The sequence below is a fragment of the Mesobacillus jeotgali genome (assembly GCF_031759225.1).
GTDB lineage: Bacteria > Bacillota > Bacilli > Bacillales > Cytobacillaceae > Mesobacillus > Mesobacillus jeotgali_B.
Map to the genome: position 1 here is coordinate 3,064,179 of NZ_CP134494.1, position 25,666 is coordinate 3,089,844.

At 44.7% G+C, this 25,666-nt stretch carries 33 protein-coding genes; 7 read left to right on the plus strand and 26 right to left on the minus strand.

What is annotated here, in order from left to right; translation table 11 throughout:
* Nucleotides 1-85: 85 nt before the first annotated feature.
* The 15 genes from RH061_RS15440 to RH061_RS15510 form a co-directional block, all read right to left on the minus strand.
* Entirely contained in the window at nucleotides 86-508 is a 423-nt protein-coding gene (locus RH061_RS15440) for a stage V sporulation protein AB (protein ID WP_311071449.1), read from the minus strand.
* The gene (locus RH061_RS15445; protein WP_311071450.1) at nucleotides 498-1,115 is read right to left on the minus strand and encodes a stage V sporulation protein AA; all 618 of its coding nucleotides are present in this window, start codon (nucleotides 1,113-1,115) and stop codon (nucleotides 498-500) included. Before RH061_RS15445 ends, RH061_RS15440 begins: the two co-directional genes overlap by 11 nt.
* Nucleotides 1,116-1,566: 451 nt before the next feature.
* Nucleotides 1,567-2,325, minus strand: a complete 759-nt coding sequence (gene sigF / locus RH061_RS15450) for an RNA polymerase sporulation sigma factor SigF (RefSeq protein ID WP_311071452.1) — start codon at nucleotides 2,323-2,325, stop codon at nucleotides 1,567-1,569.
* Nucleotides 2,326-2,338: 13 nt separating this feature from the next.
* The gene (gene spoIIAB, locus RH061_RS15455) at nucleotides 2,339-2,779 is read right to left on the minus strand and encodes an anti-sigma F factor (RefSeq protein WP_311071454.1); all 441 of its coding nucleotides are present in this window, start codon (nucleotides 2,777-2,779) and stop codon (nucleotides 2,339-2,341) included.
* Between the two features lie 3 nt (nucleotides 2,780-2,782).
* The gene (gene spoIIAA, locus RH061_RS15460) at nucleotides 2,783-3,133 is read right to left on the minus strand and encodes an anti-sigma F factor antagonist (protein ID WP_167831432.1); all 351 of its coding nucleotides are present in this window, start codon (nucleotides 3,131-3,133) and stop codon (nucleotides 2,783-2,785) included.
* A 145-nt stretch (nucleotides 3,134-3,278) separates the two neighbouring features.
* The gene (locus RH061_RS15465) at nucleotides 3,279-4,448 is read right to left on the minus strand and encodes a D-alanyl-D-alanine carboxypeptidase family protein (RefSeq protein ID WP_311076423.1); all 1,170 of its coding nucleotides are present in this window, start codon (nucleotides 4,446-4,448) and stop codon (nucleotides 3,279-3,281) included.
* A 141-nt stretch (nucleotides 4,449-4,589) separates the two neighbouring features.
* Nucleotides 4,590-5,894: a pyrimidine-nucleoside phosphorylase gene (locus RH061_RS15470; RefSeq protein WP_311071456.1), complete on the minus strand. Its 1,305-nt coding sequence runs from the start codon at nucleotides 5,892-5,894 to the stop codon at nucleotides 4,590-4,592.
* Nucleotides 5,895-5,939: 45 nt separating this feature from the next.
* Nucleotides 5,940-6,758, minus strand: coding sequence for a purine-nucleoside phosphorylase (locus RH061_RS15475; RefSeq protein WP_311071458.1), 819 nt, complete (start codon nucleotides 6,756-6,758; stop codon nucleotides 5,940-5,942).
* Nucleotides 6,759-6,770: 12 nt separating this feature from the next.
* Nucleotides 6,771-7,952 (minus strand): phosphopentomutase, encoded by a 1,182-nt coding sequence (gene deoB / locus RH061_RS15480; RefSeq protein ID WP_311071460.1) that lies wholly within the window; start codon nucleotides 7,950-7,952, stop codon nucleotides 6,771-6,773.
* A gap of 263 nt (nucleotides 7,953-8,215) precedes the next feature.
* Nucleotides 8,216-9,109 (minus strand): site-specific tyrosine recombinase XerD, encoded by an 894-nt coding sequence (gene xerD, locus RH061_RS15485; RefSeq protein WP_311071461.1) that lies wholly within the window; start codon nucleotides 9,107-9,109, stop codon nucleotides 8,216-8,218.
* 5 nt (nucleotides 9,110-9,114) lie between these two features.
* A complete protein-coding gene (locus RH061_RS15490) occupies nucleotides 9,115-9,342 on the minus strand; it encodes a YqzK family protein (RefSeq protein WP_311071462.1) in 228 nt (75 codons plus the stop codon).
* 181 nt (nucleotides 9,343-9,523) lie between these two features.
* A complete protein-coding gene (gene fur, locus RH061_RS15495; RefSeq protein ID WP_311071464.1) occupies nucleotides 9,524-9,985 on the minus strand; it encodes a ferric iron uptake transcriptional regulator in 462 nt (153 codons plus the stop codon).
* A gap of 115 nt (nucleotides 9,986-10,100) precedes the next feature.
* A complete protein-coding gene (spoIIM, locus tag RH061_RS15500; protein ID WP_311071466.1) occupies nucleotides 10,101-10,742 on the minus strand; it encodes a stage II sporulation protein M in 642 nt (213 codons plus the stop codon).
* Nucleotides 10,743-10,985: 243 nt separating this feature from the next.
* A complete protein-coding gene (locus RH061_RS15505; RefSeq protein WP_311071467.1) occupies nucleotides 10,986-12,149 on the minus strand; it encodes an endonuclease Q family protein in 1,164 nt (387 codons plus the stop codon).
* The gene (locus tag RH061_RS15510) at nucleotides 12,150-12,701 is read right to left on the minus strand and encodes an NUDIX hydrolase (protein ID WP_311071469.1); all 552 of its coding nucleotides are present in this window, start codon (nucleotides 12,699-12,701) and stop codon (nucleotides 12,150-12,152) included.
* 75 nt (nucleotides 12,702-12,776) lie between these two features.
* Here RH061_RS15510 and mciZ point away from each other — a divergent pair, with 75 nt between their 5' ends.
* Nucleotides 12,777-12,923 (plus strand): Z-ring formation inhibitor MciZ, encoded by a 147-nt coding sequence (mciZ, locus tag RH061_RS15515; protein WP_311071471.1) that lies wholly within the window; start codon nucleotides 12,777-12,779, stop codon nucleotides 12,921-12,923.
* A 58-nt stretch (nucleotides 12,924-12,981) separates the two neighbouring features.
* The gene (locus tag RH061_RS15520) at nucleotides 12,982-13,893 is read left to right on the plus strand and encodes an aldo/keto reductase (protein ID WP_311071472.1); all 912 of its coding nucleotides are present in this window, start codon (nucleotides 12,982-12,984) and stop codon (nucleotides 13,891-13,893) included.
* A gap of 61 nt (nucleotides 13,894-13,954) precedes the next feature.
* On the opposite strand, the gene RH061_RS15525 is transcribed toward RH061_RS15520, so the two are convergent.
* From RH061_RS15525 to RH061_RS15550, 6 genes are all read right to left on the minus strand, one after another.
* Nucleotides 13,955-14,689 (minus strand): hypothetical protein, encoded by a 735-nt coding sequence (locus RH061_RS15525; protein WP_311071473.1) that lies wholly within the window; start codon nucleotides 14,687-14,689, stop codon nucleotides 13,955-13,957.
* Between the two features lie 83 nt (nucleotides 14,690-14,772).
* The gene (locus tag RH061_RS15530) at nucleotides 14,773-15,300 is read right to left on the minus strand and encodes a GrpB family protein (protein ID WP_311071475.1); all 528 of its coding nucleotides are present in this window, start codon (nucleotides 15,298-15,300) and stop codon (nucleotides 14,773-14,775) included.
* Nucleotides 15,297-15,545 carry a YqkE family protein gene (locus RH061_RS15535; protein ID WP_311071477.1) on the minus strand — a complete coding sequence of 83 codons (249 nt, stop codon included), beginning with the start codon at nucleotides 15,543-15,545 and terminating at the stop codon, nucleotides 15,297-15,299. The genes RH061_RS15530 and RH061_RS15535 overlap by 4 nt, the downstream gene beginning before the upstream one ends.
* A 137-nt stretch (nucleotides 15,546-15,682) precedes the next feature.
* Nucleotides 15,683-16,351: a CoA transferase subunit B gene (locus RH061_RS15540; protein ID WP_311071478.1), complete on the minus strand. Its 669-nt coding sequence runs from the start codon at nucleotides 16,349-16,351 to the stop codon at nucleotides 15,683-15,685.
* 29 nt (nucleotides 16,352-16,380) lie between these two features.
* Nucleotides 16,381-17,070 (minus strand): CoA transferase subunit A, encoded by a 690-nt coding sequence (locus tag RH061_RS15545; RefSeq protein ID WP_311071479.1) that lies wholly within the window; start codon nucleotides 17,068-17,070, stop codon nucleotides 16,381-16,383.
* Between the two features lie 91 nt (nucleotides 17,071-17,161).
* On the minus strand, nucleotides 17,162-18,349 hold the full coding sequence (locus RH061_RS15550) for an acetyl-CoA C-acetyltransferase (RefSeq protein ID WP_311071480.1): 1,188 nt from the start codon (nucleotides 18,347-18,349) through the stop codon (nucleotides 17,162-17,164).
* Nucleotides 18,350-18,499: 150 nt separating this feature from the next.
* Between RH061_RS15550 and RH061_RS15555 the strand changes: the two genes are divergently transcribed.
* The 3 genes from RH061_RS15555 to RH061_RS15565 all read left to right on the plus strand — a co-directional run bounded on the left by RH061_RS15555 (nucleotide 18,500) and on the right by RH061_RS15565 (nucleotide 20,971).
* Nucleotides 18,500-19,402, plus strand: coding sequence for a hydroxymethylglutaryl-CoA lyase (locus RH061_RS15555; protein WP_311071481.1), 903 nt, complete (start codon nucleotides 18,500-18,502; stop codon nucleotides 19,400-19,402).
* Between the two features lie 72 nt (nucleotides 19,403-19,474).
* Complete coding sequence (locus RH061_RS15560) at nucleotides 19,475-19,606, plus strand: hypothetical protein (protein WP_311071483.1); 132 nt, start codon at nucleotides 19,475-19,477, stop codon at nucleotides 19,604-19,606.
* Between the two features lie 429 nt (nucleotides 19,607-20,035).
* Complete coding sequence (locus tag RH061_RS15565) at nucleotides 20,036-20,971, plus strand: alpha/beta hydrolase (RefSeq protein WP_311071485.1); 936 nt, start codon at nucleotides 20,036-20,038, stop codon at nucleotides 20,969-20,971.
* Between the two features lie 371 nt (nucleotides 20,972-21,342).
* Here the strand turns inward: RH061_RS15565 and RH061_RS15570 are convergent, their stop codons facing one another.
* Both RH061_RS15570 and RH061_RS15575 read right to left on the minus strand, forming a co-directional pair.
* Nucleotides 21,343-21,888, minus strand: coding sequence for a hypothetical protein (locus RH061_RS15570; RefSeq protein WP_311071488.1), 546 nt, complete (start codon nucleotides 21,886-21,888; stop codon nucleotides 21,343-21,345).
* An 89-nt stretch (nucleotides 21,889-21,977) separates the two neighbouring features.
* Nucleotides 21,978-22,304, minus strand: a complete 327-nt coding sequence (locus RH061_RS15575; protein ID WP_311071490.1) for an iron-sulfur cluster biosynthesis family protein — start codon at nucleotides 22,302-22,304, stop codon at nucleotides 21,978-21,980.
* A gap of 137 nt (nucleotides 22,305-22,441) precedes the next feature.
* On the opposite strand from RH061_RS15575, the gene RH061_RS15580 reads away from it, so the two are divergent.
* Complete coding sequence (locus RH061_RS15580; RefSeq protein ID WP_311071492.1) at nucleotides 22,442-22,666, plus strand: CDGSH iron-sulfur domain-containing protein; 225 nt, start codon at nucleotides 22,442-22,444, stop codon at nucleotides 22,664-22,666.
* Between the two features lie 99 nt (nucleotides 22,667-22,765).
* On the opposite strand, the gene RH061_RS15585 is transcribed toward RH061_RS15580, so the two are convergent.
* Both RH061_RS15585 and RH061_RS15590 read right to left on the minus strand, forming a co-directional pair.
* Nucleotides 22,766-23,104 carry a YolD-like family protein gene (locus RH061_RS15585; RefSeq protein WP_311071494.1) on the minus strand — a complete coding sequence of 113 codons (339 nt, stop codon included), beginning with the start codon at nucleotides 23,102-23,104 and terminating at the stop codon, nucleotides 22,766-22,768.
* 21 nt (nucleotides 23,105-23,125) lie between these two features.
* Nucleotides 23,126-24,385, minus strand: coding sequence for a Y-family DNA polymerase (locus RH061_RS15590; RefSeq protein WP_311071495.1), 1,260 nt, complete (start codon nucleotides 24,383-24,385; stop codon nucleotides 23,126-23,128).
* A gap of 230 nt (nucleotides 24,386-24,615) precedes the next feature.
* On the opposite strand from RH061_RS15590, the gene RH061_RS15595 reads away from it, so the two are divergent.
* A complete protein-coding gene (locus tag RH061_RS15595) occupies nucleotides 24,616-24,807 on the plus strand; it encodes a YqzH family protein (RefSeq protein ID WP_311071497.1) in 192 nt (63 codons plus the stop codon).
* Between the two features lie 58 nt (nucleotides 24,808-24,865).
* Here RH061_RS15595 and RH061_RS15600 read toward each other — a convergent pair whose 3' ends face one another.
* Nucleotides 24,866-25,657 (minus strand): SDR family NAD(P)-dependent oxidoreductase, encoded by a 792-nt coding sequence (locus RH061_RS15600; RefSeq protein ID WP_311071498.1) that lies wholly within the window; start codon nucleotides 25,655-25,657, stop codon nucleotides 24,866-24,868.
* Nucleotides 25,658-25,666 lie beyond the last annotated feature (9 nt).

Consider the following 25,666-nt stretch of genomic DNA (forward strand, 5'->3'; position numbering starts at 1 on the left):
GTCCTTTCTGCCACTCATTTTTCGCCCATCTTGAAAATTGCTGCTGGAATTTGCAGGACACATGCTTAAAAGGCTGGTTTAAATGCTATCGTCCTACAAAGTAAATCCAATGGAATAATGAACCGAATATTTTTCCCAGTACAATTGCCATCAGCAATGTCTCGAGCTTATCATCGACCCTGACTCTTTTCGCAAGGATTGGCAATACATTCAGTACCTCTGTCAACGCGGCAGCGAGCATACCGACAAATATGCCTCCCGCCAGTCCAAGTGGGATTGTCACGTAAGGAGAGAAGCTCATCACAGGGTCTCTCAGGCTTCCGGCTGTTCCAAGCAGAGCGCCTAATACTACTGCCCACTCATACCAGGAAATCAATTTCATCGTTTTTGTCAGTTGTGTGAGTCTGGGTATCACTCCGAGTACCGCTAAGAAAGCTACAAATCCAGATCCTACTGCAAGCCCGCTCGCCAGCCCAATGAGTACAATGAACAGGACATTAATCGTCATTAAGATGTTTCACGCTTTCCTTGTTTTCATGAAGGATGACATATTGGTCAAGAGATTGCTGGTAGTTGAACATTTCTACCTCAAGCGGGCTCGGCTCTTCATTCAGCCTCTTTTTAAATACATGGTTAAAAAACAGGATCATGCCGAGGCCAATGCCGATTGAGTAGGGAATCTGGAATAACAGCGGCTTTGCGACTTCTTTTCCCGTCATGATAAAATAAAGCCGCTGATGTACTGTCTGCATGCTGACATCTTCATGGAAGTTCATGATGGTCAACGCTGCACCGAAAAATAGCAAGAACCATACTAGGATAAAAAAAGGAATCGACATCCCTTTCTTCTTGTAAATCACCTCGATAATCGTTTGCGGAGGGCCAACAGTCTGGATTTCATGATCAGGGTATATCCCTGAAATGAAACGAATGACCTTCATGACATCGACAATGTGTATATGGTCCTGCGGCAAAATCTTTTTAACTTGAAGAGCGGCCAGGTCTTGATATATCTCTTCACTAGCGATGATCTGCGCAATATCCTTCATAAATAGCGTTTGCTCAGGTTTGACCTGGACGCGATTCCTCATGCGGATATAAATCGTTTTTTCCATCAGGTTCACTTCCAACACAGTGTTTTCCTCGTATATTTAGTATGTATTCCATCAGTTATTTCATGAAGTCCAATAATTGGTTAAGGTGGCAAGCCGGATTTAACACTTCATTTTTCATAATCTGGTTATTTCAAGGACTCAAAAATTATTGGTGACCTTTTTTTCCTGAATCTTGATTTTTCGGGCGCCAATGGGCTCTATTGATGACCTCTTTTTTCTGAATCTTGATTTTTCGGGCGCCAATACGCCTTATTGGTGACCTCTTTTTCTGGAATCCTGGTTTTTAGGGCGCCAATACGCCTTATTGGTGACCTCTTTTTCTGGAATCCTGGTTTTTAGGGCGCCAATACGCCTTATTGGTGACCTCTTTTTCTGGAATCCTGGTTTTTAGGGCGCCAATACGCTTTATTGATGCCCTTTTTTCTGTAGGACACAAAAAAGCCATATGGATTCAAAGATCCATACGGCCTTTCATTTGCTGGAGTATTTTCTTTTCGAGGCGTGAGACTTGAACCTGGGATATGCCAAGTCGGACTGCGACTTCAGATTGGGTCTGATCCTTATAGTACCTTAAATATACGATCAGCCTTTCCCGTTCGTCCAGCTCGTTAATCGCCTCTTTTAATGCAATTTTATCGAACCAGCGCCCTTCTTCCCCATTGTCAATCTGGTCTAGCAGGGTAATTGGGTCGCCGTCGTTTTCGTACACCGTTTCATGGATGGACGCCGGACTGCGGCTTGCTTCTTGTGCCATGATCACATCTTCCGGTGAAAGCTCCAGAAACTCGGCTATTTCGTTGACAGTCGGTACCCTGCCAAAATTCTTGGAAAGCTCATCCTTAGCTTTCCGGATCTTATTACCGGTTTCTTTTAGCGACCTGCTCACTTTCACGGTTCCGTCATCCCTGATGAATCGCTGGATTTCACCAATGATCATCGGAACGGCATACGTTGAGAATTTCACGTCATAAGAAAGGTCAAATTTATCAACTGATTTCAAGAGGCCGATGCTGCCAATCTGGAACAGATCGTCCGGTTCATATCCCCTGTTGAGGAAGCGCTGAACGACAGACCATACGAGCCGCATATTCTTCTGGACGATTAAATCCCTGGCTGCCTGGTCACCCTGCTGGCTTCTCAAAATCAGTTCTTTGACTTCATGGTCCTTAAGATACGTTTGGCTATTATCCTTTTTTACCTCCACATCCATAAGCAGAACTCCCTTAATTGCACAGCGCTTTGCTCTTTGACAGGTGCTTTTTCAAACGAATCTCTGTCCCAAAGCCGGGCTCTGATCTCACTTGTACTTCGTCCATGAAATTTTCCATAATCGTAAAGCCCATACCGGACCTTTCAAGTTCAGGCTTAGATGTATACAGAGGCTGCATGGCTTCATCGATATCAGGAATTCCTATACCTTCGTCCCTAATCACCATATCTACCATTCCATCCTGAAGCATCACTGAAATGAAAACTTTCCCATCCGGATTGCTCTCATATCCATGAATAATCGCGTTCGTTACAGCTTCCGATACAACTGTTTTGATTTCGGTCAGTTCGTCCATCGTTGGATCCAGCTGCGCAATGAAGGCAGCAACAGTAACGCGGGCGAAAGACTCGTTTTGGCTTAATGCGCTAAAATGAAGATTCATCTCATTATTCATGGATCAAGCAACCCCCAATCTCTCTAATGCATATTCTTCTGTCGGTTCAAGACGGATAATTTTGAAAAGTCCCGACATATCAAATAATCTCTTGATTGGCGGAGAAATCGCGCATACAACCATTTCTCCATGAAGCTGCTTGATTTGTTTATACCTTCCTAAAACTACCCCAAGACCTGAACTATCCATAAATGTAAGATGTTCGAGGTTCAAGACAATGTGGCGGACTTCTTCGTTTTCAAGGGCTTTTGTTGCCTGCTCGCGAAGCTGGTCTGCAGTATGGTGGTCCAATTCACCACTTACTCGAATCAATAAGACGTCATGCTTCACTTCGATATCAATGTTAAGACTCACTATCCAAAGCCTCCTTATCTGGTATAGTGAGTCAAATTCTCCATTGATTCAGTCAAATCCTTCTTAAGAACAAAACTAGTGCCCATTCGCTAAAACTAGATGGAATGATGGAGTTTTCGACATTCCCTTTCAAAAATCAGCATTTTTACTGATTTCCCGCTCTCGTAAACATTCCAAATGAGCGTTTATACAAGGCCCACCAGCTGGCTTTCTCTACCGTCGCATCAGCAACAAGAGCTGTCTCAGCAAGTGTTTTGCCGTCTTTAACCAGCTTCAAAGTACCCACCTTGTCCCCTTTTTGGACTGGTGCTTTAATGCTCTTATTGAGAGTGATTTTCTGCTTCACATCCTTGACGTCGGCACCTTTTTTAGTCAATAGGGAGACGCTTTCAGATGTGACAGCGTTTATTGTCTTCTGGTCACCTTTGCTGATGGCTGCTTTGCCAAGTGCATGCCCTTTTTTGAACATAGGATGGGTCTGGTATTGGCTGAAGGCATAATCCAGCATTTTCGTTACCTGTGCGTTCCTTGCCTTTGAGGTTGGGGCCCCAAAAACAACAGCAATCGCACGCATACCATCCTTTTGTGCTGTAGCCGTCAGGCAATATTTCGCTTCATTTGTGAAACCTGTTTTCAGTCCATCCACTCCAGGATAAAAACGAACGAGCTTATTCGTATTGACAAGCCAGAATTTCTTTTCAGAATCCTCCCGGAGATAATCTTCATACGTTCCAGTGAATTTTGTGATTTTTTCGTATTTCAGCAACTCTTTTGCCATCATGGCCATGTCATACGCTGAACTGTAATGTCCATCGACAGGCAATCCGGTAGTGTTTTTGAATACTGTATTCTTCAGGCCAAGCTCCTTTACTTTCGCATTCATCATTTTGACAAATGCTTCTTCAGAGCCTCCAATTCGCTCAGCCATCGCTACTGATGCATCATTACCTGAGCCAATTGCGATTCCTTTCAGCAATTGCTCAACTGTCATTTCTTCTCCTGGCTCAAGGAAGATTTGAGAACCTCCCATTGAAGCAGCATATTCACTGGCTCGGACTTTTTCGTCCATCTTCAGCCTGCCTTCATCCAATGCTTCCATGATCAAGAGCATAGTCATGATTTTTGTCATGCTGGCAGGCGGGAGTTTTTCATGACTGTTTTTATCGAATAAAACCTGACCAGTATCACGTTCAATCAAAATAGCTGAACTGGCATCATCAGCCAGTCCCGGGTCTCCTTCATTGGCGTACCCAATTGGGGATGTAATTGCAGCGCCCATCATAAAAACAAGCAGTATACTCGTCAACTTTTTCAGATTCATGGCCATAACCCTCCTATCTTTATAAGGTCTATTTTTTCCAATGAATCCATTTTTATACAATCAGGGCATATAAAACCTTAATTTTCTGCACACAAAAAAGCGAAGAGTCGCCTCTTCGCTTCATTCCGCTTTTATTTATTCAGTGATTTCTTCATGAACCAAAATCGGTGCATCAACATGTTCACTTGTTACCTTAATATTTTCATACAGCATTTCCTTCACTTCGTTTACATCCTCAAAGTTGCTGTAAATCGTTAGAAGTGATTCACCTTTTTCGACTTTATCGCCGATTTTCTTGCGCAATACCAGGCCTACTGCCAGGTCGATTACAGATTCTTTCGTAGCTCTTCCTGCTCCAAGAAGCATGGCAGCTGTCCCTACTTCGTCAGCAATGATTTCAGAAACATATCCTGCCTCTTTCGCCTCAAGTTCAAATGTGTATTTTGCCTGAGGAAGCTTGCTTGGATCATCCACAACCGAAGCATCACCGCCCTGGGATGCCAGGAATACTTTGAATGTTTCAAGTGCAGATCCGTTCTTGATCACTTCTTCCAGCTTGCTGCGTGCTTCTCCAAGTGACTCACCTTTTCCAGCAAGGAAAACCATGTGGCTGCCAAGAGTCAGGCAAAGTTCAGTCAGGTCTTCAGGGCCTTCACCCTTCAATGTGTCAATTGCTTCCTTAACTTCTAGGGCGTTGCCGATTGCATAGCCAAGTGGCTGGCTCATATCCGAAATGACAGCCATCGTTCTGCGGCCAACATTATTACCGATTCGGACCATTGCCTTTGCCAGTTCACGAGAATCATCAAGAGTCTTCATGAATGCGCCTGCACCCGTTTTAACATCAAGGACGATAGCGTCAGCTCCTGCAGCGATCTTCTTGCTCATGATGGAGCTCGCAATCAATGGGATGCTGTCAACAGTAGCGGTTACATCACGCAATGAATACAGCTTTTTATCAGCCGGAGTCAGGTTTCCGCTTTGGCCGATGACGGCAATTTTATTTTTGTTTACAAGATTGATGAATTCCTCATTATCGATTTCAACATGGAAGCCTTCAACAGCCTCAAGCTTGTCTATGGTCCCTCCTGTGTGGCCAAGTCCGCGTCCGGACATTTTTGCGACCGGTACACCTAAAGCTGCTACTAAAGGTCCCAGAACAAGAGTCGTTGTATCACCAACACCGCCTGTAGAGTGCTTGTCGACTTTCACACCTTCAATGGCTGATAGATCGATCTGGTCTCCAGATTTCACCATGGCCATAGTTAGGTCGGCGCGTTCTTTTTCTGTCATACCCTGGAAGAAAATCGCCATTGTCAAAGCACTTACCTGATAGTCTGGAATCGATCCATCTGTATAGCCATCAACAAAAAATTGGATTTCTTCAGTTGATAATTCATGTCCGTCACGCTTTTTCTCGATAACGTCAACCATTCTCATCCTTATCACCACTTATCATTATTTAGCCGGGAAGCTATTGATTTCTTAACCTAACGTTTTTACAATTTCATTTACGAGTAAAAGGAAGCTCGATTTCACCTTTTCAGTCGTTTCAATTACCTCATCATGGCTTAATGGTTGATCGAGGATTCCTGCTGCCATATTAGAGATACACGAAATGCCGAGCACTTCAAGGCCTGAATGCTTCGCAACGATCACTTCCGGTACTGTGGACATTCCGACTGCATCACCGCCCATTGTGCGGATCATCCGTACTTCGGCAGGGGTTTCGTATACTGGTCCAGGATTACCGACATATACTCCCTCTTTGATTGTGAGGTTGTTCTTGTCAGCAACTTCTTTCGCGATTCCTCTTAAGTTCTTGGAATAAGCTTCGCTCATATCTGGGAAGCGTACGCCGAAACGTGATTCATTTGGGCCGATTAGCGGATTGGTTCCCATATTGTTGATATGGTCAGTAATGATCATCAAATCGCCAGGCTCGAAGCTTTCATTCACACCGCCCGCTGCATTCGTAACAATCAGCTTATCAATTCCCAGTTCCTTCATTACGCGCACTGGAAAAGTAACTTTATCCATGCTATAGCCTTCATAATAATGGAAACGTCCTTGCATCGCGATCACTTCGACACCACTGAGCTGTCCGCAGACCAGTTGGCCTGCGTGTCCTTCTACTGTCGAAACCGGAAAGCCAGGGATTTCGTTGTAAGGGATCTTAACCGGGTTTTCGATATCCTCCGCAAGTACGCCAAGCCCGGAACCGAGAATCAAACCAATTTTCGGCTGTTGCTTTAGCTTGTCATTAATAAAAGATGCTGCATTTTGAATATGATTGTAATCCATAAAATCCACTCCTTATTTCAATTCATTTAGGAAGCTTGTTCCGTGGTCTGGCATTTTCACATTGAAGTTTTCCGCAACAGTTGCACCGATATCTGCAAATGTTTTACGGACAGGCAGTTTTTTCCCTTCATTCATTCCTTTTGAATAGACGAGAAGCGGCACATATTCACGCGTATGGTCTGTTCCGTGATGAACCGGATCATTTCCATGGTCAGCAGTGATGATTAGCAGGTCATCTTCATTTAATTTCTCGAATACCTCTGGAAGGCGTGCATCGTATTCTTCCAACGCCTTTCCATACCCTTCAGGATCACGGCGATGTCCGAACAAAGCATCAAAATCCACAAGATTCAGGAAGCTCAAGCCTGTAAAATCCTGATCCAGTGTCTGCAGCAATTTATCCATTCCGTCCATATTGGAAATTGTACGAAGAGATTCAGTTACGCCTTCTCCATCATAAATATCTGAGATTTTACCGATGGCCAACACGTCGAGGCCTGAGTCCTTAAGTTCATTCATGACTGTTCTTCCAAACGGCTTCAGGGCATAATCATGGCGGTTGGATGTACGTTTGAAGTCCCCTGGTTCACCGATAAATGGTCTTGCGATGACCCTTCCTACCATGTATTTTTCATCAAGTGTCAATTCCCTGGCAATCTTACAAATATCATATAGCTCTTCAATTGGGATGATTTCTTCGTGAGCAGCAATCTGGAGTACTGAATCAGCAGATGTATAAACGATCAATGCGCCTGTCTTCATATGCTCTTCGCCAAGTTCAACAAGGATTTCCGTTCCGCTTGCCGGCTTGTTCCCGATGACTTTCCTGCCGGTACGGGATTCGAGCTCATTTATCAATTCATCCGGGAAGCCATCAGGGAATACCTGGAATGGCGTCTGGATGTTCAGGCCCATGATCTCCCAGTGTCCAGTCATTGTATCTTTTCCGTTAGAAGCTTCTTCCATCTTTGTGTAGTAAGCCAGTGGCTTGTCGGCCGGAGCGATGCCTTTGATTTCCTCGATGTTGCTGAGTCCGAGTTTTCCCATGTTCGGCATATTCAGGCCATTCATTCTTTCTCCGATATGGCCCAGTGTATGTGAACCTTTATCTCCAAATTTTTCAGCGTCTGGGGCTTCACCAATCCCGACTGAATCCATGACGATCAGGAACACTCTTTTATATGTAGTCGACATTCTTTCTCCTCCTTAAAATAGTGAATGCGTTACTAACCTTTTTTACAATTTTATGATACCCTTTTTTATTTCAGATAATCGAATGCTTGCGTTTTCATTTGTCAGAAGTCTGACATCCTCATTGTACTAAATAAAATGAAAAATACAAGAAAAAAAGCCGACTTTTAGCCGGCCTTTTATGACAATTCTATGAAACTATTATACTACTGTTTGGATTGCTGAACTTTTTGGCCATTGTCGTAAACACGGAATGCATCAAGGTGTTAGGCACGGGGGTGAAATTTTGTATAGACGTCCTTCAATCTTGTCTTCGTGACATGAGTATAAATCTGGGTTGTCGAGATGTCTGCATGGCCCAGCATTTCTTGTACAGCGCGAAGATCGGCGCCATTTTCAAGCAGGTGGGTGGCAAATGAATGTCTCATCGTATGCGGTGTCAGCTCTTTCTCAATTCCGGCTTCTGTTGCAAGCCGTTTGAGGATTTTCCAGAACCCTTGACGTGAAAGGCCCTTCCCATGGTGATTCAAAAATAAAGAGTCATCCTTATGTTTTTTGGAGATAAGCTTCGGGCGGCCATTTTCAAGATATTGCTCAATTGCATCTGAAGCGGTTTTGCCAATAGGGATGATTCTTTCCTTGCTGCCTTTCCCCATGCAGCGGACAAATCCCATCGTCAGGTGGACATCTGATAGTTTCAATCCTATCAGCTCGCTCACACGGATTCCGGTCGCATACATCATTTCAAGCATTGCCTTGTCCCGATAGCCAAAATGGTCTGTCAGTTTCGGGCTCTCGAGCAATGTTTCAACCTCTTCCATACTCAATACCTTCGGCAAGGACCTCTCATGCTGAGGGCTCTCGATATGAACCGTCGGATCATGGTCGACCGCCTTTTCCCTCAGCAGGAAATGATGGAAAGCCCTGATTGAGGCAATATGCCTTGCCAGTGTTTTCGATGATTTCCCTGTGTCTTTCAAATGACCAAGGAAATGCACAATCTGGGGACGCTGTACACCGTTTAAATCCCCTAGCTGTTCAACATTTTTAAGATATGTGATATAACTGTTCAAGTCACGTTTATAGGAAACGATCGTATTTTTCGAAAGTCCCTTTTCAACAACTAAAAAGTGGATAAAGTCGTCGAGCCTGTCTTCCATTCTTATTACTCTCCATTCAGATAAAACAGTATCAGCCTTTCAAGCATACTACCCTTTTCTTCACCAAAAGTTCCTGACACCTTTATTGCTGCTCCCTCTGGTGCGTCATATCGATGATAGCTTTCATACTCTTCGTTAATCCACATGATACCATAATAAAATAAGATTGTGCATCCAGTGAATAATATAAACACCTTTAATGTATGCAGGACCAATCCAAACCAAGATTTCATTTTCTTGCCTCCAAACCGACACATAGAACAATTGTTGCTGCTGTTTAAAGTCGCAACATGTTCTATCGACTATACTTATTTACTAATCTGTATGCCAATTTGGACAAGAATTATACCTAATGCTGAAGCAATTTCAATAGAAAATAAAAAACCCTTCTTCAATGGAAAAAGGGTTTTGGAATCATTCATCAGTCTCAGTTGTTTCTTTTTCCTGACACCTATGGCAAATGCCATGGAAAGTCAGGCGATGATCTTTGATTTTAAATTTCCAGTCTCTTTCAACGATCTCTTCCACATCTTCAAGAAGGTCGTCCTGGATTTCATCCACTGCACCGCATTCGATACAGACGAGATGATGGTGGAAATGGGCTGCGCCTTCCTGGCGGAGATCGTAACGGGATACACCGTCGCCGAAGTTGATTTTATCGACAATTTTCAGTTCAGTCAGCAATTCAAGTGTCCGGTATACTGTTGCCAAACCGATCTCAGGAGATTTCTCTTTGACAAGCAAATAGACATCTTCCGCACTCAAGTGGTCTTCTTCATGTTCAAGCAACACGCGAACAGTAGCTTCACGCTGCGGCGTTAATTTATAGCTGGACGAATGCAGCTGTTTCTTGATTCTCTCAATTCTGTTTTCCATTTCGATAACTCTCACTCCCCCGCCACTATTCTTATATTATATCAGAAGGGGAATGAGATTCAAAATAAAATTATTACAAATAAGAAACAATAGTTATTTTTATTTAATATTTATTTTAATTTATTGAGTTGATTACAGCCTTCAACAATGCCGGGGATAAATAAGCCTCCACTCCTGCCGCCAGAGCCAGGAAAACAAGCGCTGCGACAAACGCAAAAATATACCTGAAAAACTGCGGCATGATTGGCTGGTTGATTTTTTTCATGAATTGGTTCCGGATCATTTTCAATGAAAAAGTCACCGCCATTGCTGCTGTGATGATGAATACCGGGATAATAATGAAATTTTGCGGAAGGATGGAAACAAAAGATAAGAGGAATCCGTCCCATTGCATTTGGTTAACAAGAAAACCGACAGTGAAGCCAACAACCATCCCTTTCATGAAAAGCAGGATCAGAATGACAGGAAGCCCTATGATTGACACTCCAAGAATCCAGATGAGTCCAATGAATTTCCCATTGTGTAAAAAGCTTTGCAAAAACAAATCTTTTCCGTCCGCTACTTTTCCAGATGCAGCCTGGCCAAAAAACTGCGATAAATAATAGAATAAATCCTCTTTTTGAGTGAAGCTGAGGCTATTCACGATTATGGCCCCAAATATGACTCCCATCAAAAACAGGACAATGACAAAAAGATAGATTGAGGAATATTCTCTTAAATGGGTTACTGCGACGTCCTGGTACCTTCGTTTCTTCATCTCTTTTCCTCCTGCATATTGGTTACTACCATCATATGCATGGACAGAGAGTCTATGACTGCAAAGCTTTCAATTTCAATTAATAGAGAACAAAAAGCATAAGCGCCTTGGTCAGCCCCTACAAGCGCTGGAGGGCCGACCGGTGAAGTCGTTCTTTGACTTCATTGGGCGGACCGAAGCGACTCGAGGGGCTAGGCGCTGGAGCTGGATTAACAAAAAATCCGGCCTCAAGACCGGATTTAATTAATCAGTTATCTTTCCGTATTTTCCCCCACCGCCTGCGTGAAAGGCGAGCTGGCCTTTCCTTGCCTTATCAATAGTTATAGCAGTCTTTTCAGGGATTACCTGTTTCAAGGAATCAAGAGGCACTGAATGGAGGACGGCCATTTCTGTACCAAAATGGTCCATAAGCTTTTCTAGCATTTTCGGTCCCAGGCCCGGTATGAATTCGAGCGGCACCTGGTGGATATATGGCGGCCTTTCATATTGATTACCCTTAGAAGTCCTTAGTTCCTGTATCCTATCGGCGACACCTTTTACCTTTTTAACAGATCCGCAAACAGAGCACGCCTCATCAAATGATGGATTGTATGCCAGGCATTCAGCACAGACCGTACGGTGATACTTTCCAAGCTGAGGATCCAGACCGTAATTTGCTTTGATGCCCCTGCCTTCCGCTTTGCTTAGCGCAAGTCCCAGTTCCCGGAAAGATGGCTCAGCCATTTCAATCTTCTGGTATTCTCTCGCGATTTTGGCAAGCGAATGGGCGTCGGAATTCGTTACAAACGTATAACGGTGCAGCTCGGCAAGCTGGTCTGCCATGCTCGTATCTGAGCTTAAGCCTAATTCTATTCCATCGATGAGGTCTGCATCGAACACCTCGGCAAGAGAATTCCTGACACCTTTTCCATATAAGCTTTTAAAGGGCGTAAATACATGAGCAGGAATGAAGATACCTTCAAGCTCTTTAACCTTCTTCTGCAAAACACGGCCAGATATATAGATTCTTTGAGAGCTCAAATGAATGTTTTTCATGTAATTCTTTAGCCATTTTGAAAAATCTCTCATCTTCTGGAGAGTTGGCAAATAGCATAATACATGAATTGGCCCCTGGGTGCTCTCATCATTAATCTCAAGCTCAGAACCAAGGATCACACTCATCCCGCCATAATTCAATCCACCTTCAGGATGTTCCTGCAGTTCACCTGCCTTAAGCAGGTCTTCCATCTCATCAAGCACTTCCGGTGAATGGCTGTCAATGACCCCTATCATATTCAAACCTTTATAATCTCTTGCATGGCGGATGATATTGCTGAACGTCAGTGATTTTGCTCCGGTGATTTTAACAGCACGGCCTGATCTTGTCCTGCCAATATGGATGTGGAGATCAACGAAGTAATTCTTCATTTACTTATCCAATGCCTCCTGTAATTGCAGATGCTGTACCGCGTAAGCCGTTTTCGCATCGTAAATTTTCTGTTCTTTCACAAACTGGATTGCCTCTTCAAGGGTGATTTCCAGCAAGTTGACAAACTCATCCTCGTCCGCTGCCGCTGGATTGGTTTTTTTTGCAAGCCCGGTTGCTTTATAGACATGGATAATCTCATCTGCGAACCCAGGAGAAGTGTAGAAGGAGATCAGCCATTCCATATTGGCACATTCATATCCAGTCTCTTCCTCAAGCTCACGGGCAGCACAAATTTCAGGCTTCTCGCCTGCCTCCAGCTTGCCGGCGGGAATCTCAATGATTGTCCTTTCAAGTGCCTTCCTATATTGCTCCACCATGATAATTTTATTGTCAGCAGTGACTGGGATGACCGCGACCGCGCCAGGATGCTTGACGATTTCCCTTTTTGATGTTTTTCCATTTGGCAGCTCTACATCGTCCACTTGCAAGCTAATGACCTTTCCTGTAAAAATCTGCTCTGTCTTCAATGTTTTTTCTTCAAGAGATTTCATTCATGTCCACTCCTGTTCTAATCCGATATCGATTGCTCATACATTTTATCATACTTATCCGAGAGGAGTATGCTGATGAAAATATACGTCCATGGCAAGGGGATCACACTTGCGGGCAAGGCATGGGAAATCAAAACCATCCTGAAAGAGTATGGCAAAAAGCATGAACTTGTAAAAGATTGGGTAGACGCAGTCAATCAGCCTGCACGCCGACCAGAATAGTTGAATACACTTCTTTTTATCCGTTAAGATGGAAGCAACATCGGAACGGAGTGATTTTATGAAAAGACGGAAACTAGGTACATCTGATTTGTTTGTCAGTGAAATCGGACTTGGCTGTATGTCGCTTGGAACAGATTACCCAAAGGCACAGGCAGTGGTTGAAGCTGCCCTGGAAGAGGGAATCAACTATTTTGATACCGCTGATTTGTATGACTTCGGGGAGAATGAAAAAATCGTCGGACAAGCATTGAAAAATGTCAGGGAGCAAGTCGTCATCGCAACGAAGGCCGGCAATCGCTGGACCGACTCGAAAGACAGCTGGACTTGGGATCCTTCAAAGGCTTACATCAAAGAAGCCGTCAAGCAAAGCTTGAAAAGACTGGATACCGATTATATTGATCTCTACCAGCTGCATGGCGGGACAATCGATGACAATATGGACGAAACAATTGAGGCTTTTGAAGAATTGAAAGATGAAGGCTATATTAAATTTTATGGCATATCGTCCATAAGACCGAATGTCATTCGAGAATATGCTCAAAAATCAAACCTCGTCTCCGTCATGATGCAGCTCAGTATTCTGGATCGCCGCCCGGAAGAAGAAGCTCTCCCGCTCCTTCATGATAAAAACATCAGTGTGGTAACAAGAGGCACGGTCGCGAAAGGCATGCTTAGTGACAAAATGCTCGAGAAAGCAGCTTCCAAAGGGTATCTTGATTATAGCTATGACGAATTGGCAGAGGTCCTTCCTCTATTGAAAGAGAAGGTCGCTTCATCCAGATCCCTTGCCGAAGTCGCCATTCAATATAATTTAGCACACCCTGCAGTCGCTTCCGTTGTTGCAGGAGCAAGCACGCCTGAACAAATCAAGGAAAATGCAAGGGCTGCGAGTTCCGCTTCACTGTCTGTTGAAGAAATCAAGTTAATCAAGTCCATTACGAAGGCAAATAAATATGAACAACATAGATAAGAAAAAGGAACACCTTCGCGTGCAATGCGAAGGTGTCCTTTTTTTTGATCTAATCCAACTTCTAAGCGAGCATCAGCAGAAATGTATAGCCTGCCATTCCAGCGGCAAAGGCCCAAAAGTTACTCTCCCTTTCCTCCGGGAGCTCTTCTTTCATTACATTTAAGATGACTCCGCCTGCTAGAAGAGCAAAAAGCACGGCAATGACGTTTTCATTCACTCTCCAGGTGATCCCGATTGCCCACCCAACCAATATGGCGGCAGCGAGAAGCCATCTCCCTATACGATCATATATTTCCTGATGAGCTTCCCTAAGTGCATGGTCACTGGTGATAAAATGCACCGCCAGTGCTATAAAGTAAAAGATGAGTCCCGTTTTTGTTTCCTGTTCACCATGAAGCAGCAAATATCCTATCAAACTGTTATAAAGAAAAAACGAAACGATATGGACCCAAAACACTCCTTTCGAAGCACGGTCCAAATTGTGTTTCTCTTGCTGTCTTTTTTTCGAGGTTTTAACCAACCGTTCCAGTCCATAAAAAATGCCCAAACCAATCATGGCAACAATATATGTATGGTTTTCGAAGAACTTCAAGGCATCTGTTTGGATATTCTTGTCTAGGACCTCGTTATGTTTATTCAACTCAGGAAGCAGGTGGATGAACACATAGGCAACAGAAATGCCTCCTGCAGCAGAAAGCAATCTGCTGCGAGGAAAATCGTCGAGGAAAGGTAAATATCTTGAAAATAAATGGATGCAGACAAATCCAGCGGCCAGCATGAAAGTAATTAGTAACAAATGCTCTGCTCCTTTGCTTTTTGTTACCTAATTGCCCTTTCGCACAGGAAGCAAAACATTTTATCCAACCTCTTTTCCACCCTTTATCTTGCCGGTCTCCATAACATTGCTTTTTGCTCAAGCTCCTTCACGATTGGTGACTTTTCAGCAATGTAGGAATCAATGTCATATTCATATTTTTGGGCAGCTATCTCTTTTACCTCAGCATACTTGCTGGCTTCCGATGGGTGAGCCCTTAAGTAATCACGAAAAACAAGGTGCCTGTATAATTGGGGGCTGCCTTTTTCAAAAGAGTGCAAATGAACTTTTCGAATCCCGTTTTCGTCATGTTTTTGAAAATAACGCCGCCCGGGGATGCCGTTTTCCCCTTTCGCATCGTAACCGGCTGCCTCAATCGCGGGTGTCGCCCTTTCAACTTGATCAAGGGCTTCCGCTGCTAACATGATGTCTATGATTGGCTTGGCGCTGAGGCCCGGGACAGATGTACTGCCGATATGATGGATTTCAACGTCTGCTGCTTCAAAGATGGATTCAAGAAGCTGCTTCTCTTTTTCAAAAAGAGTTTCCCACTCGGGATTATATGGAACTACCTCCACTCTTCTCCGGGTCATTTGAACTTCTTCCAATCCATGTCGCTTTCCGAAAGCAATTCTTCAAACGATTTATTCTTCTCCCTTAGACGCTTTTCTTCCTTCTTGCGCTCCAATTCAGCCTGCTTTTTCTTTTCTTCTTCGTCCTTTAATTGTTGCTGCTGGTCTTTTAGCTTTTGCATGATATCTTGATTCAGGAGATCGCCTAGTGTTGCTGGCTTATCCTCTTTTTTCACTTGTTGCTGGCGTTTTTGTTTCTTTTTCATCGTTGATCCCTCTTTTTTACTCAGCAGAAGCATAGCTGCTTAGCCTATTTTTTAAGATTATATCATGAAATCTCTCAGGTTAAATAAGCAGAGATTTCATGAAGAAGGAACGCCCTTTATCAGGCGTTCCCGTTTTATCAATATGCGTCTAAGATGACTGAGTCGTCTACCTGCAATTCTGGTTCTGTTGATTTGATGACATCATCGACAGAGTAGCCGGCAGCTACTTCAACCAGCTTTAGCCCGAAAGGTGTCACGTCTAGGACTGCCATGTCGGTTATGATCCGATTGACCACACCTTTTCCGGTGAGTGGCAGACTGCATTCCTTCAGGATTTTCGGCTCGCCGTTTTTATTTACGTGTTCCATAATGACAATGATCTTTTGGGCACCGTGAACAAGGTCCATCGCTCCGCCCATTCCTTTGATCATCTTGCCTGGAATCATCCAGTTTGCCAGGTCACCTGATTCAGCAACCTCCATCCCGCCGAGAATCGCTATATTGATGTGTCCGCCGCGAATCATGGCAAAGGACTCAGCAGAATCGAAATACGCAGCACCTGGAATGGCAGTGACCGTTTCCTTTCCTGCATTGATCAGATCAGGATCGACGCTTTCTTCCGTTGGGTACGGTCCGATACCGAGGAGGCCGTTTTCTGATTGAAGGACAACCTGCTTGTCATCAGAGATGAAGTTTGCCACGAGCGTCGGCATTCCGATTCCAAGGTTTACGTAAAAACCATTTTGAATTTCTTTTTCAGCCCGGCGCGCGATTTTCTCCCGGACATTCCCTTTGTTTTTAATCATAAGCCTTCTCCTTTCATGTTCAGCCAGAGTTAACCTCTCACCGTCAGCCTTTCAATCCGCTTCTCCTGGTTTCCTTCAATCAGCGTTTGGACATAGATGCTTGGAGTATGAATACTGTTCGGCTCCAATTCCCCAACTTCATATAGATTTTCGACTTCGGCAATCGTGATTCTGCCGGCTGCTGCTATCATAGGATTGAAGTTCCTTGCCGTTTTATGGTAGACAAGGTTGCCCATCTTATCGCCCTTCCATGCCCTGACAATACTGAAATCCGCTGTCAGCGACTCTTCCAGGAGGTATTCCTTGCCATTGAACATGCGGGTCTCTTTGCCATCTGCAATTGGAGTGCCCACTCCTGCCGGGGTATAGAATGCTGGGATTCCAGCACCGCCAGCCCTGATTTTTTCAGCCAGTGTTCCTTGAGGAATCAATTCGACTTCGATTTCACCAGACAGTACCTGCCTTTCGAACTCTTTGTTCTCCCCTACATAGGAACCGACCATTTTCTTGATCTGCTTGTTTTTAAGCAAAAGGCCAAGGCCCCAATCGTCGACACCGCAGTTATTTGAAATGACTGTCAGGTCTTTTACTCCTTTTTCAACAAGTGCGAGAATGGCGTTTTCAGGAATTCCGCAGAGACCGAATCCTCCCACCATCAGGGTTGCGCCATCATGGATATCCGCTACGGCATCTTGAAAGGATGTGCAAATTCTTTTCATCGTTTTTCCCCCTTTTACAATGGATAGCCCTGGTCCTCCGTCTAAATGACAGGCTGCCAGAGTTGCTTGTTAGTATGAAAGATTAATAGCTTTATGCAAGTTCCACAACAGTGGCGACACCCTGTCCGCCTCCGATGCAAAGCGTGGCAAGGCCTTTTTTCGCTTGTCTCCGTTGCATTTCATGGATCAGCGTAACAAGGATCCTTGCACCGCTGGCTCCAATCGGATGGCCTAGAGCAATTGCTCCGCCATTGACATTCAGGATTTCCTTGTTGAATTTCAGCTCACGGTCGACAGCGAGTGACTGTGCAGCAAACGCTTCATTCGCCTCGATCAGCTCCATGTCTTCCATTGTCATGCCTGCTTTTTTCAAAGCTTTCTTAACTGCGTCAACCGGTCCGATGCCCATGACACTCGGATCAACACCAGCACTTGCGTTAGCCCTGATCACGACAAGCGGTTTCAGGCCAAGCTCTTCCGCTTTTGCCCTGCTCATGACAACGAGAGCTGCAGCTCCGTCATTGATTCCAGATGCGTTCCCCGCTGTTACGCTGCCATCTTTTTTGAATGCAGGACGCAGTCCGCCAAGCTTTTCAGCAGTAGTTCCTTTTTTCGGATACTCATCTGTATCGAAAACAACCGGATCTCCTTTTCGCTGAGGAATTTCAATCGGTACAATTTCATCTTTGAACTTTCCTTCTTCAATTGCTTTTGCAGCCTTTTCCTGGCTGGATGCTGCGAACTCGTCCTGTTCTCCGCGGCTTATATCGTATCGAGAGCATAAATTTTCTGCGGTTACACCCATATGATAGTCATTGAAAGCACACGTGAGTCCGTCGGAAGTCATGCTGTCGACGAGCTTCTGGTCACCCATTTTGAAGCCATCACGGGCATTTTTCAATAAATAAGGTGCCTGGCTCATGTTTTCCATTCCGCCGGCAACGACAACCTCAGCATCTCCTGCGATAATCGCCTGTGCTGCCAGATGGACGGCTTTCAATCCTGAACCACATACTTTATTGATGGTCATAGAGGAAGCGCTTTCAGGGATTCCCGCCTTAATAGCTGCCTGTCTAGCAGGGTTCTGCCCAAGACCTGCCTGAAGAACATTCCCCATAATGATTTCATCCACCTGATCAGGCTGTACACCTGCCTGCTTCAATGCATCTTTAATTACCGCAGCCCCGAGATCTGGTGCGGATATATTCTTTAAACTCCCATTAAAACTGCCAATAGCCGTTCTTACAGCAGCTACGATTACTGCTTCTGTCTTACTCAAACTGCTCACCCTTTCTCTGATTCTCACATTTTAATAACTTCTATTGCTTTTGATAAAATCCCTTTTATTTTATCAAAATTTTATTTATTCTTGCATTTTTAAAAATATTCTATTTACAATTAAGATATCTTAAGAGGAGGGGTATTTCAAATGCTAAAGCTTCCCGAGAAGGTTGAAATAATAGAAGTTGGCCCGAGAGATGGGCTTCAAAATGAAAAAAGTTTTGTTCCCACGGAAGTGAAAAAAGAATTTATCAATTCATTGAAGGATGCGGGAGTTAAAGAGATGGAGCTTACTTCCTTCGTCTCCCCTAAATGGGTTCCGCAAATGGGGGATGCCGCCGAAATTGTTGCTGACTGTCTTGACTGCAATACAAGGAATATCGTCCTTGCTCCTAATAAAAAAGGAATTGAACGAGTTTATATGACAGATTGCAAAGCGGTCGCTGTCTTCGTTGGTGTCAGCAATACCTTCAACCAGAAAAATATTAACAAAACGACTTCCGAAAGCCTTGCGGAGGTTCTGCCGCTGATCGCTGAGCTTAAGGAGAAAGACTATTTTGTGCGTGCGTGCATCTCAACTGCTTTTTATTGCCCATATGAAGGCAAGATTGACGAAGATGAAGTCCTTGCACTATGTGGGGAGTTCGTTCGTGCCGGAGTCGATGAACTAAGTGTTGCCGACACAATAGGCATGGCTGCACCCCATGAGTCCTATTCTTTATTCACAAAATTGAAGGATGCCTATCCAGATGTTCTGTTGACTGCGCATTTTCATGATACAAGGAAACTGGCCCTTTCGAATATATTCGCCGCTCTCCAGGCAGGAGTCACCCGATTTGACACTTCTGCGGGCGGCCTGGGCGGATGCCCTTTCGCCCCTGGTGCTGCAGGCAATGCCGCTACTGAGGATGTCGTCTATATGCTGCACAGGATGGGAATCGAAACCGGTGTCGACCTTGACAGGATGCTCAAAGCCATCGAGGTGGTCAAGCCTCATCTCTCAAGGCCGATCGAAAGCACCTATTTCAAGCTGAATTCTGTGACTGTTTAACTTTTTGCATAAGCTCCTGATTTAAAATCCATCTTATTAGATGAGGTAATTTTGATGAAGGGAGCATGTTGCATGAGCCAAAAACGGGACAAAGGCTACAGCCAGCAAGGCAAGCCAAACGCAGATAATGTAAAACAGCAGATTGCCGCAGAGGATCTTGAAAAAGCGCTTCATCCGACAAAGCGCCAAAATTCACAGCAATAAAGAAAAGCGTAAGCGCCTTGGTCAGCCCCGACAAGCGCTGGAGAGCCGACCGGTGAAGTCGTTCTTTGACTTCATTGGGCGGATCGAAATCGAAAAGCGGAGGCGACTGCTCAACTCCGAAAAGCGCTGGAGGGCCTGACCGTGAAGTCGTTCTTTGACTTCATGGGCAGGACCGAAGCGTCTCGAGGAGTTAGGAGCCGCAGCTAGACAAGCGACTCGAGCTGCTTGAAGCTAACGCTTCTCGCAAGATACTCCATGAAGCCTTCTCAGTGATGAAAACTGGCTAGGCGCTGGAGCTGGACATTTCTCGAAGTGATATAATTCATTCACTAAATTTACGGTGGACCGCCTGATTCGGCGGTCTTTTTCATGTTTGTACTGCCCAGACTAATGGTAAAATAAAGAAAACAGGTTATCGGAGGGTTGAGCTTGAGAAGAGCGTTCCGCGTGCTATTTTCTTTTTTGTTTGTCCTGACCTCTCTCGGGGTTTTTATATCCAATAAAGTCATGTTCCTAAAAAGGAAAGATGACGAAGAAATCTTCAACCGAGAAACGAAAGCTGGGCATCTGGTGCCTGATGAATATGATTTGCTGCCAAAAACGGAAGTCACCATCCCTTCGTCCTTTGGCTACTCATTGAAGGCCGTCCTCGTTGAACCACATGACACAAACCGTTACATCATCATTGCCCATGGAGTGACCCAGAGCAAGACGAATTCGGTAAAATATATGAACCTTTTTTTGAATCGAGGCTTTAATGCTGTCATCTACGACCATCGGCGTCACGGTGAATCAGGGGGGAAGACCACCAGCTATGGATATTATGAGAAGTTCGATCTGAAGTCGGTAGTTGACTGGCTCAGGGAAGAGAAAGGTCCTGATCTGCTTCTAGGCATCCACGGGGAGTCAATGGGAGCGGCAACCCTCCTCCTTTATGCTGGCATGCTTGAGGATGGTGCTGACTTCTATGTTGCTGATTGTCCATTCTCTGACTTCAGCGAACAGCTTGCTTACCGCATCAAGGAAGAGGTCAAGTTTTTGCCGCCAAAACTATTGCTGCCAGTCGCCAGCATGTTCGTCCGCATCCGTGATAAATATTCTTTGAGTCAGGTATCACCGATTGCGGTTATCGAAAATATCAAGAATCCAATCCTTTTCGTCCACAGCCGCAAAGACGATTTCATCCTCCCCTCGATGACTGAAGCTTTGTTCGAACAGAAACAAGGACCGAAGAAGCTATTCATGGCTGAAAACGGACTCCATGCCCAATCCTATAGCGAGAACCGGGAGCAGTATGAAAAGGTGCTCGATGAATTCCTGGAGGAATATGTCTTTGCCGATCATGAAACCTCAGATGCTGATTGAGCGAGGCCGTATCCTACGATCTAGTCTGTTATCAGGCTCGTGTAGCCAATTGTGCCTATCTATCGGACATTTTTCTCTTGTTCCAGCTTCTGTTTGTCCGATAGACCCCTTCTTTCGGACACTTTTCTCTTGTTCCAGCTCCTGTTTGTCCGATAGAGCCCTCCTATGAGTCATATTTCTCTTATTCCAGCTTCCGGTTGTCCGATAGAGCCTTTCTATCGGACACTTTTCTTCCGTTCCAGCTCCTGTTTGTCCGATAGACCTTTCCTATTGACATTTTTCCGGGGCGCGGTTTCACCCTGGCTTTTAGGCACCCTGTCACTAGTTTATTGAGCGCAAAAAAAGATTGGCTCATCTCCTGAGCCAATCTTTTATTGTTTTTCTCCCTGGCGATCCATTTCTTTGCCGGCGCCGTCCAATGCCCTGACTTCCTTATAATCGCCAATTGCGTAATAAAAGCGTTCGTTTTCTTTTTCTAAGATTTCTATTTTGGTAAACTTGCCATCTGGTCCTGCAGCTTCAACTGTTTTGATGTCCGGATTCACGACTTTCCCGAAAATCACGGGAATCTTTGTGTCCAATGTTCCGTCTTCATCAAAGGTTGTGAAAGTGTCGGCATACAGGATCATGAAATCACTTTTATAATAAGTCCAGTGGTTATGCCCAGCATTTTCCCAGCCTTCTTTTTCGCTGCCTTTGATATAGGCGACTGCCAGCGCGTCGAATGTGTTTGAGCCGTCTTTTTGCTCTGTTGTGTAAAAGATGAGATATCCATCCTCCACCTTTTCCTTGTGGACGATTTGTTTGATGTTGAACGGAATGTCGTTTTGGATTGCTTCCCCCGCAGTTTTATAGGCACACGCCGATAGCACCAGCACGCATAAAATGGTGATCGCTGACCTCCACAATTTCCCCATCTTTCTCCCCCTGCCTTTGCGTCAAACTTCTATGTATTTCTGCATTCCTCTCTCTTATTTAACCTTTTTTTCAATTTTTTGTAAACTTATTACCTTCTTTTATCATAAAAGCTCATTCTTGGATTCAGATATTCATTCGGGCTCTTTAACTGGAAACATCCATTGCTAGCTTTAAAATCCAGCGTCATTTCCTCATCAAAAAAGACCTCTTTTGCTTTTTCAATGTAAATTGGAATTCCACCCGTTTCTATTTGTTGTTCTTCCTCATTTTTTTCACTTTCAAACCAGAGGGCAGCTACCCCATTTACTGCACAGCCGCATCCATCTATATCGTATTTCAACTTTACATACCCTTGTTTATCTGATATTTTTTCGCTCAATTTATTCGATGCTGCTTCGGTGATTTTTAATTTCATGCTCGCCATCCCCTTTCGATGCTTCATTTTATCATAGTGGGGAAATTTTTTCGTTTCAGAACCCTTTGCCGAAATGTCTTGCTTTTTTTCAGTTTAACTCTTACTATCAAATATAATTCTGACAATTTTGGAAAGGGGTGCTTTTTTTGTCTAAAGTAACAATTAAAGTAAATGATAATGGTTCATTAAGGATTACTGGTGATGTTGAGTTGCTGGATGGTGCCGGCAACAAGTATGAGACAAAGCCTGTATTCTCGCTTTGCCGCTGTGGCATGAGCAAGAACATGCCGTTCTGCGATGCTTCCCATAAAGGGAAATTCGAATCGGTTGTCCGTGCTCCGCAAGCTGATGAAACGGAATAATTCATGTGAGGGCAATGGTTCATCCATTGCTCTTTTTTACGGGGAGTCTTTCTATTGAACACCTTAAAAGGTGGTCCCTTTGGGCTGATCAATGTTCAGCTACCATTCTTCCGCAAGCCTGACATCGGCAATGCTGGAAATCCCGATCCGATGGATTTCTTCGAATCGGTCAACTATATGGAGCTTCTGCCCAAGTTCATTCCAATAATGGATTTTTCCAATCACCAATTCATATTTTCTTTGCCTGTAATAGGTGATGCTGAGCGGACGGTTATACTCCATTGCTTCGAGGATCGTATCATTCAATTGTTCCAGCTGCTGTTCATCCAGCTGCTTTTCCTTTTCATGTTCGTCCTCCTGTGACCAGTCACGCAGCATCTTTACATGTTCAGGAAGCATCATTGATGTCCATTTAATTCTTCCGCGGTCGCGAATCATCTTGCTCTCCTCCTCTTTTTATCAACCCTTATGCCCGCCAACGAGTGCGGCGCGATGCCTTGCTGTCCCGGCTGCCGTATATGATACTGCCCTTAGGAGCGCTGTCGATCCGTAACGGCTGCGGATCCGGTCCATTGCGTAGCCAAGCTCTTTCTTTTTCCAGCCGTTTTTTTCAAAAAGATTCAATTGGAATTCGCTATCGGTGACGAGATTCCCAAGTGCAATGGAAATGCTCCGTACCGTTTTTCCTGCATAGTTCTCGGCAAAAAGCTCAAGGCAGACACGATATAAATCCATTGTGATATTTGTCGGTTCTTCAATTGTCCTTGAGCGATGGAAGCCACCGCCGAATTCATCCTGGCTGTAGCCAACCCCGAAGCTGATGGTCCGGCCTGCCTTCCCATGGCTCCTTGCCCGGCGAGCGACCTCCTCGCACATTTCAAGGATGACATGCTTGATTTCCTCTTCTTCCTTATAGTCGCGAAGCAGAATCTGGCTTTTCCCAAAGCTGACCTGCCCTTCCATGATCGGCGCGCCGATATCCGAAAAATCGATCCCCCATGCATGCCAGTACAGCTGGTTGCCCATGATGCCGAACTTCTTCTCCAATTTCTCGAGATCATAGCGGGCCAGCTGGCCTACTGTAAAAATCCCCATGCTGTTCAGTGTTTTTTCGACGCGGCGGCCAATTCCCCACATCTCCCTGAGAGGTGAGACGTTCCACAGCTTCGTCTGGACATCGTCATACGTCCATTCAGCAATGCCCTTCTTTTTAGCATCAAGGTCAAGGCAGAGTTTTGACATAAGCATGTTCGGCCCGATTCCAATTGCACAGGGAAGCTGGAACTCGCGCTCAATATCATCTTTGATTTTTTTGGCGATCGAAGCAGCGTCTCCCCAAAGCTTCGAAGCTCCGTCCACCTTTATGAAGCTTTCATCAACACTGTAGGTATGGATGGCTTCCTTTGGTACATAGCGATTGAATACGCGGGAGATTTCTGTGGAAATGCGCAGGTATGTGGACATCTGCGGATCAACGACAATAATTCGCGGATCATCGGGAATTTCAAATTTCCGTGACCCCGTCTTGATGCCAAACTCCTTTTTCAAACGTGGTGAGGCTGCGAGGACGACGCTTCCCGGGCGATCAAGATTCCCTACGACAGCCAGGTAGCATTCAAGAGGGTCGAGGCCGAGCATCACGGCAGCACAGCTCGCATAGAAGCTCTTCATGTCCACGCATAAAATTTTATTTTGCGGCATTTCGCTGTAATCGACCATTTTTCTTCTCTCCTTTCCGCAAGGGTAATCCACCAATAATAAGAACATCTGTTCCGTTTCATTATACCCATTATATTAAGCGAATATGCGTTCGGTTTCAATGGTAATTTTCCGGTTGACTGACTTAATTAAGGTGTAAATGGTGAGTCATGCCAGGACTGGAGATTTTTATGGATGAGTGTTTTCAAGGAGAATTCCAAGTATAATCAAGAGTGGAGAGGTGCTTTTTTATGGATAAAAAACTCATTCGCAAAATGGTCCAGAAATGCTTCGTGCAGTACCGGCATGATGATTCACTGCCGTTCAGCGAGGCGGAGTTCGAAGAAATATACCTAAAGATTTTGGAACAGAAAAATGAGGACCCTGAGGCGGATTTGCATGACATCATCAATGATGCGGTATATGAATTTTTAGCAACGTAAAAAAAAACTGAAAGTTAAAGGCTGCCCTGGAAAACAGGACAGCCTTTTGATTGACATACTATTTCTGGTTGAAAACTCTTTTTCCAAAGAGCTCGAATGTCCGTGGAAACAGCGAATAAAAGATGCTTCCTGGACTCATCCATCGCGGCAGGTTGATTTCACGTGTTCTCGTCATCATGCGATTGACCACTTGTTTCGCGACGTATTCAGGCTGCAGCATAAAACGTTTTACGTTTTTGACGTATGTTCCCTGTTTATCTGCGACCTCAAAGAAGTTCGTAGCGATTGGGCCTGGATTGACTGCAGTGACATAGATGTTGTCATCAGCAACCTCCATCCGCAGGCTGTTCGTGTAGCCAAGCACCGCATGCTTTGTTGCCGAATAGACACTTGATTTAGGTGTGGCAATTTTGCCAGCCTGGGAAGCAATATTGATGATATGGCCGCTTCTTCTCTGCTTCATTGCAGGCAGTACCATCGACGTACATGCCATCAAGCCGACGACATTGACATCGAACATCGTTTTGATCTCATCGATTTTCGCTTCATGTGCATAATCAAATATACCAAAGCCTGCATTGTTGACCAGTATATCCACATAGCGGATGTCCGAAAGAACTTCTGCAAAAACCCGCTTGACCGCTTCTGGATCTGCAACATCCAGCTGCTGGGCATGGACATTGATCGCATACTTCGATTGCAATTCCTTTTTTAAAGTCTCCAGTTTATCGATACTCCGGGCCAAAAGGACGAGGTTCGCACCGCGCGCTGCACAAAGCTTGGCAATCTCTGCCCCTATTCCCCCGGAAGCTCCGGTAATGATAATATTTTTTCCTTTTAAGGATGGCATCGTCTTTCA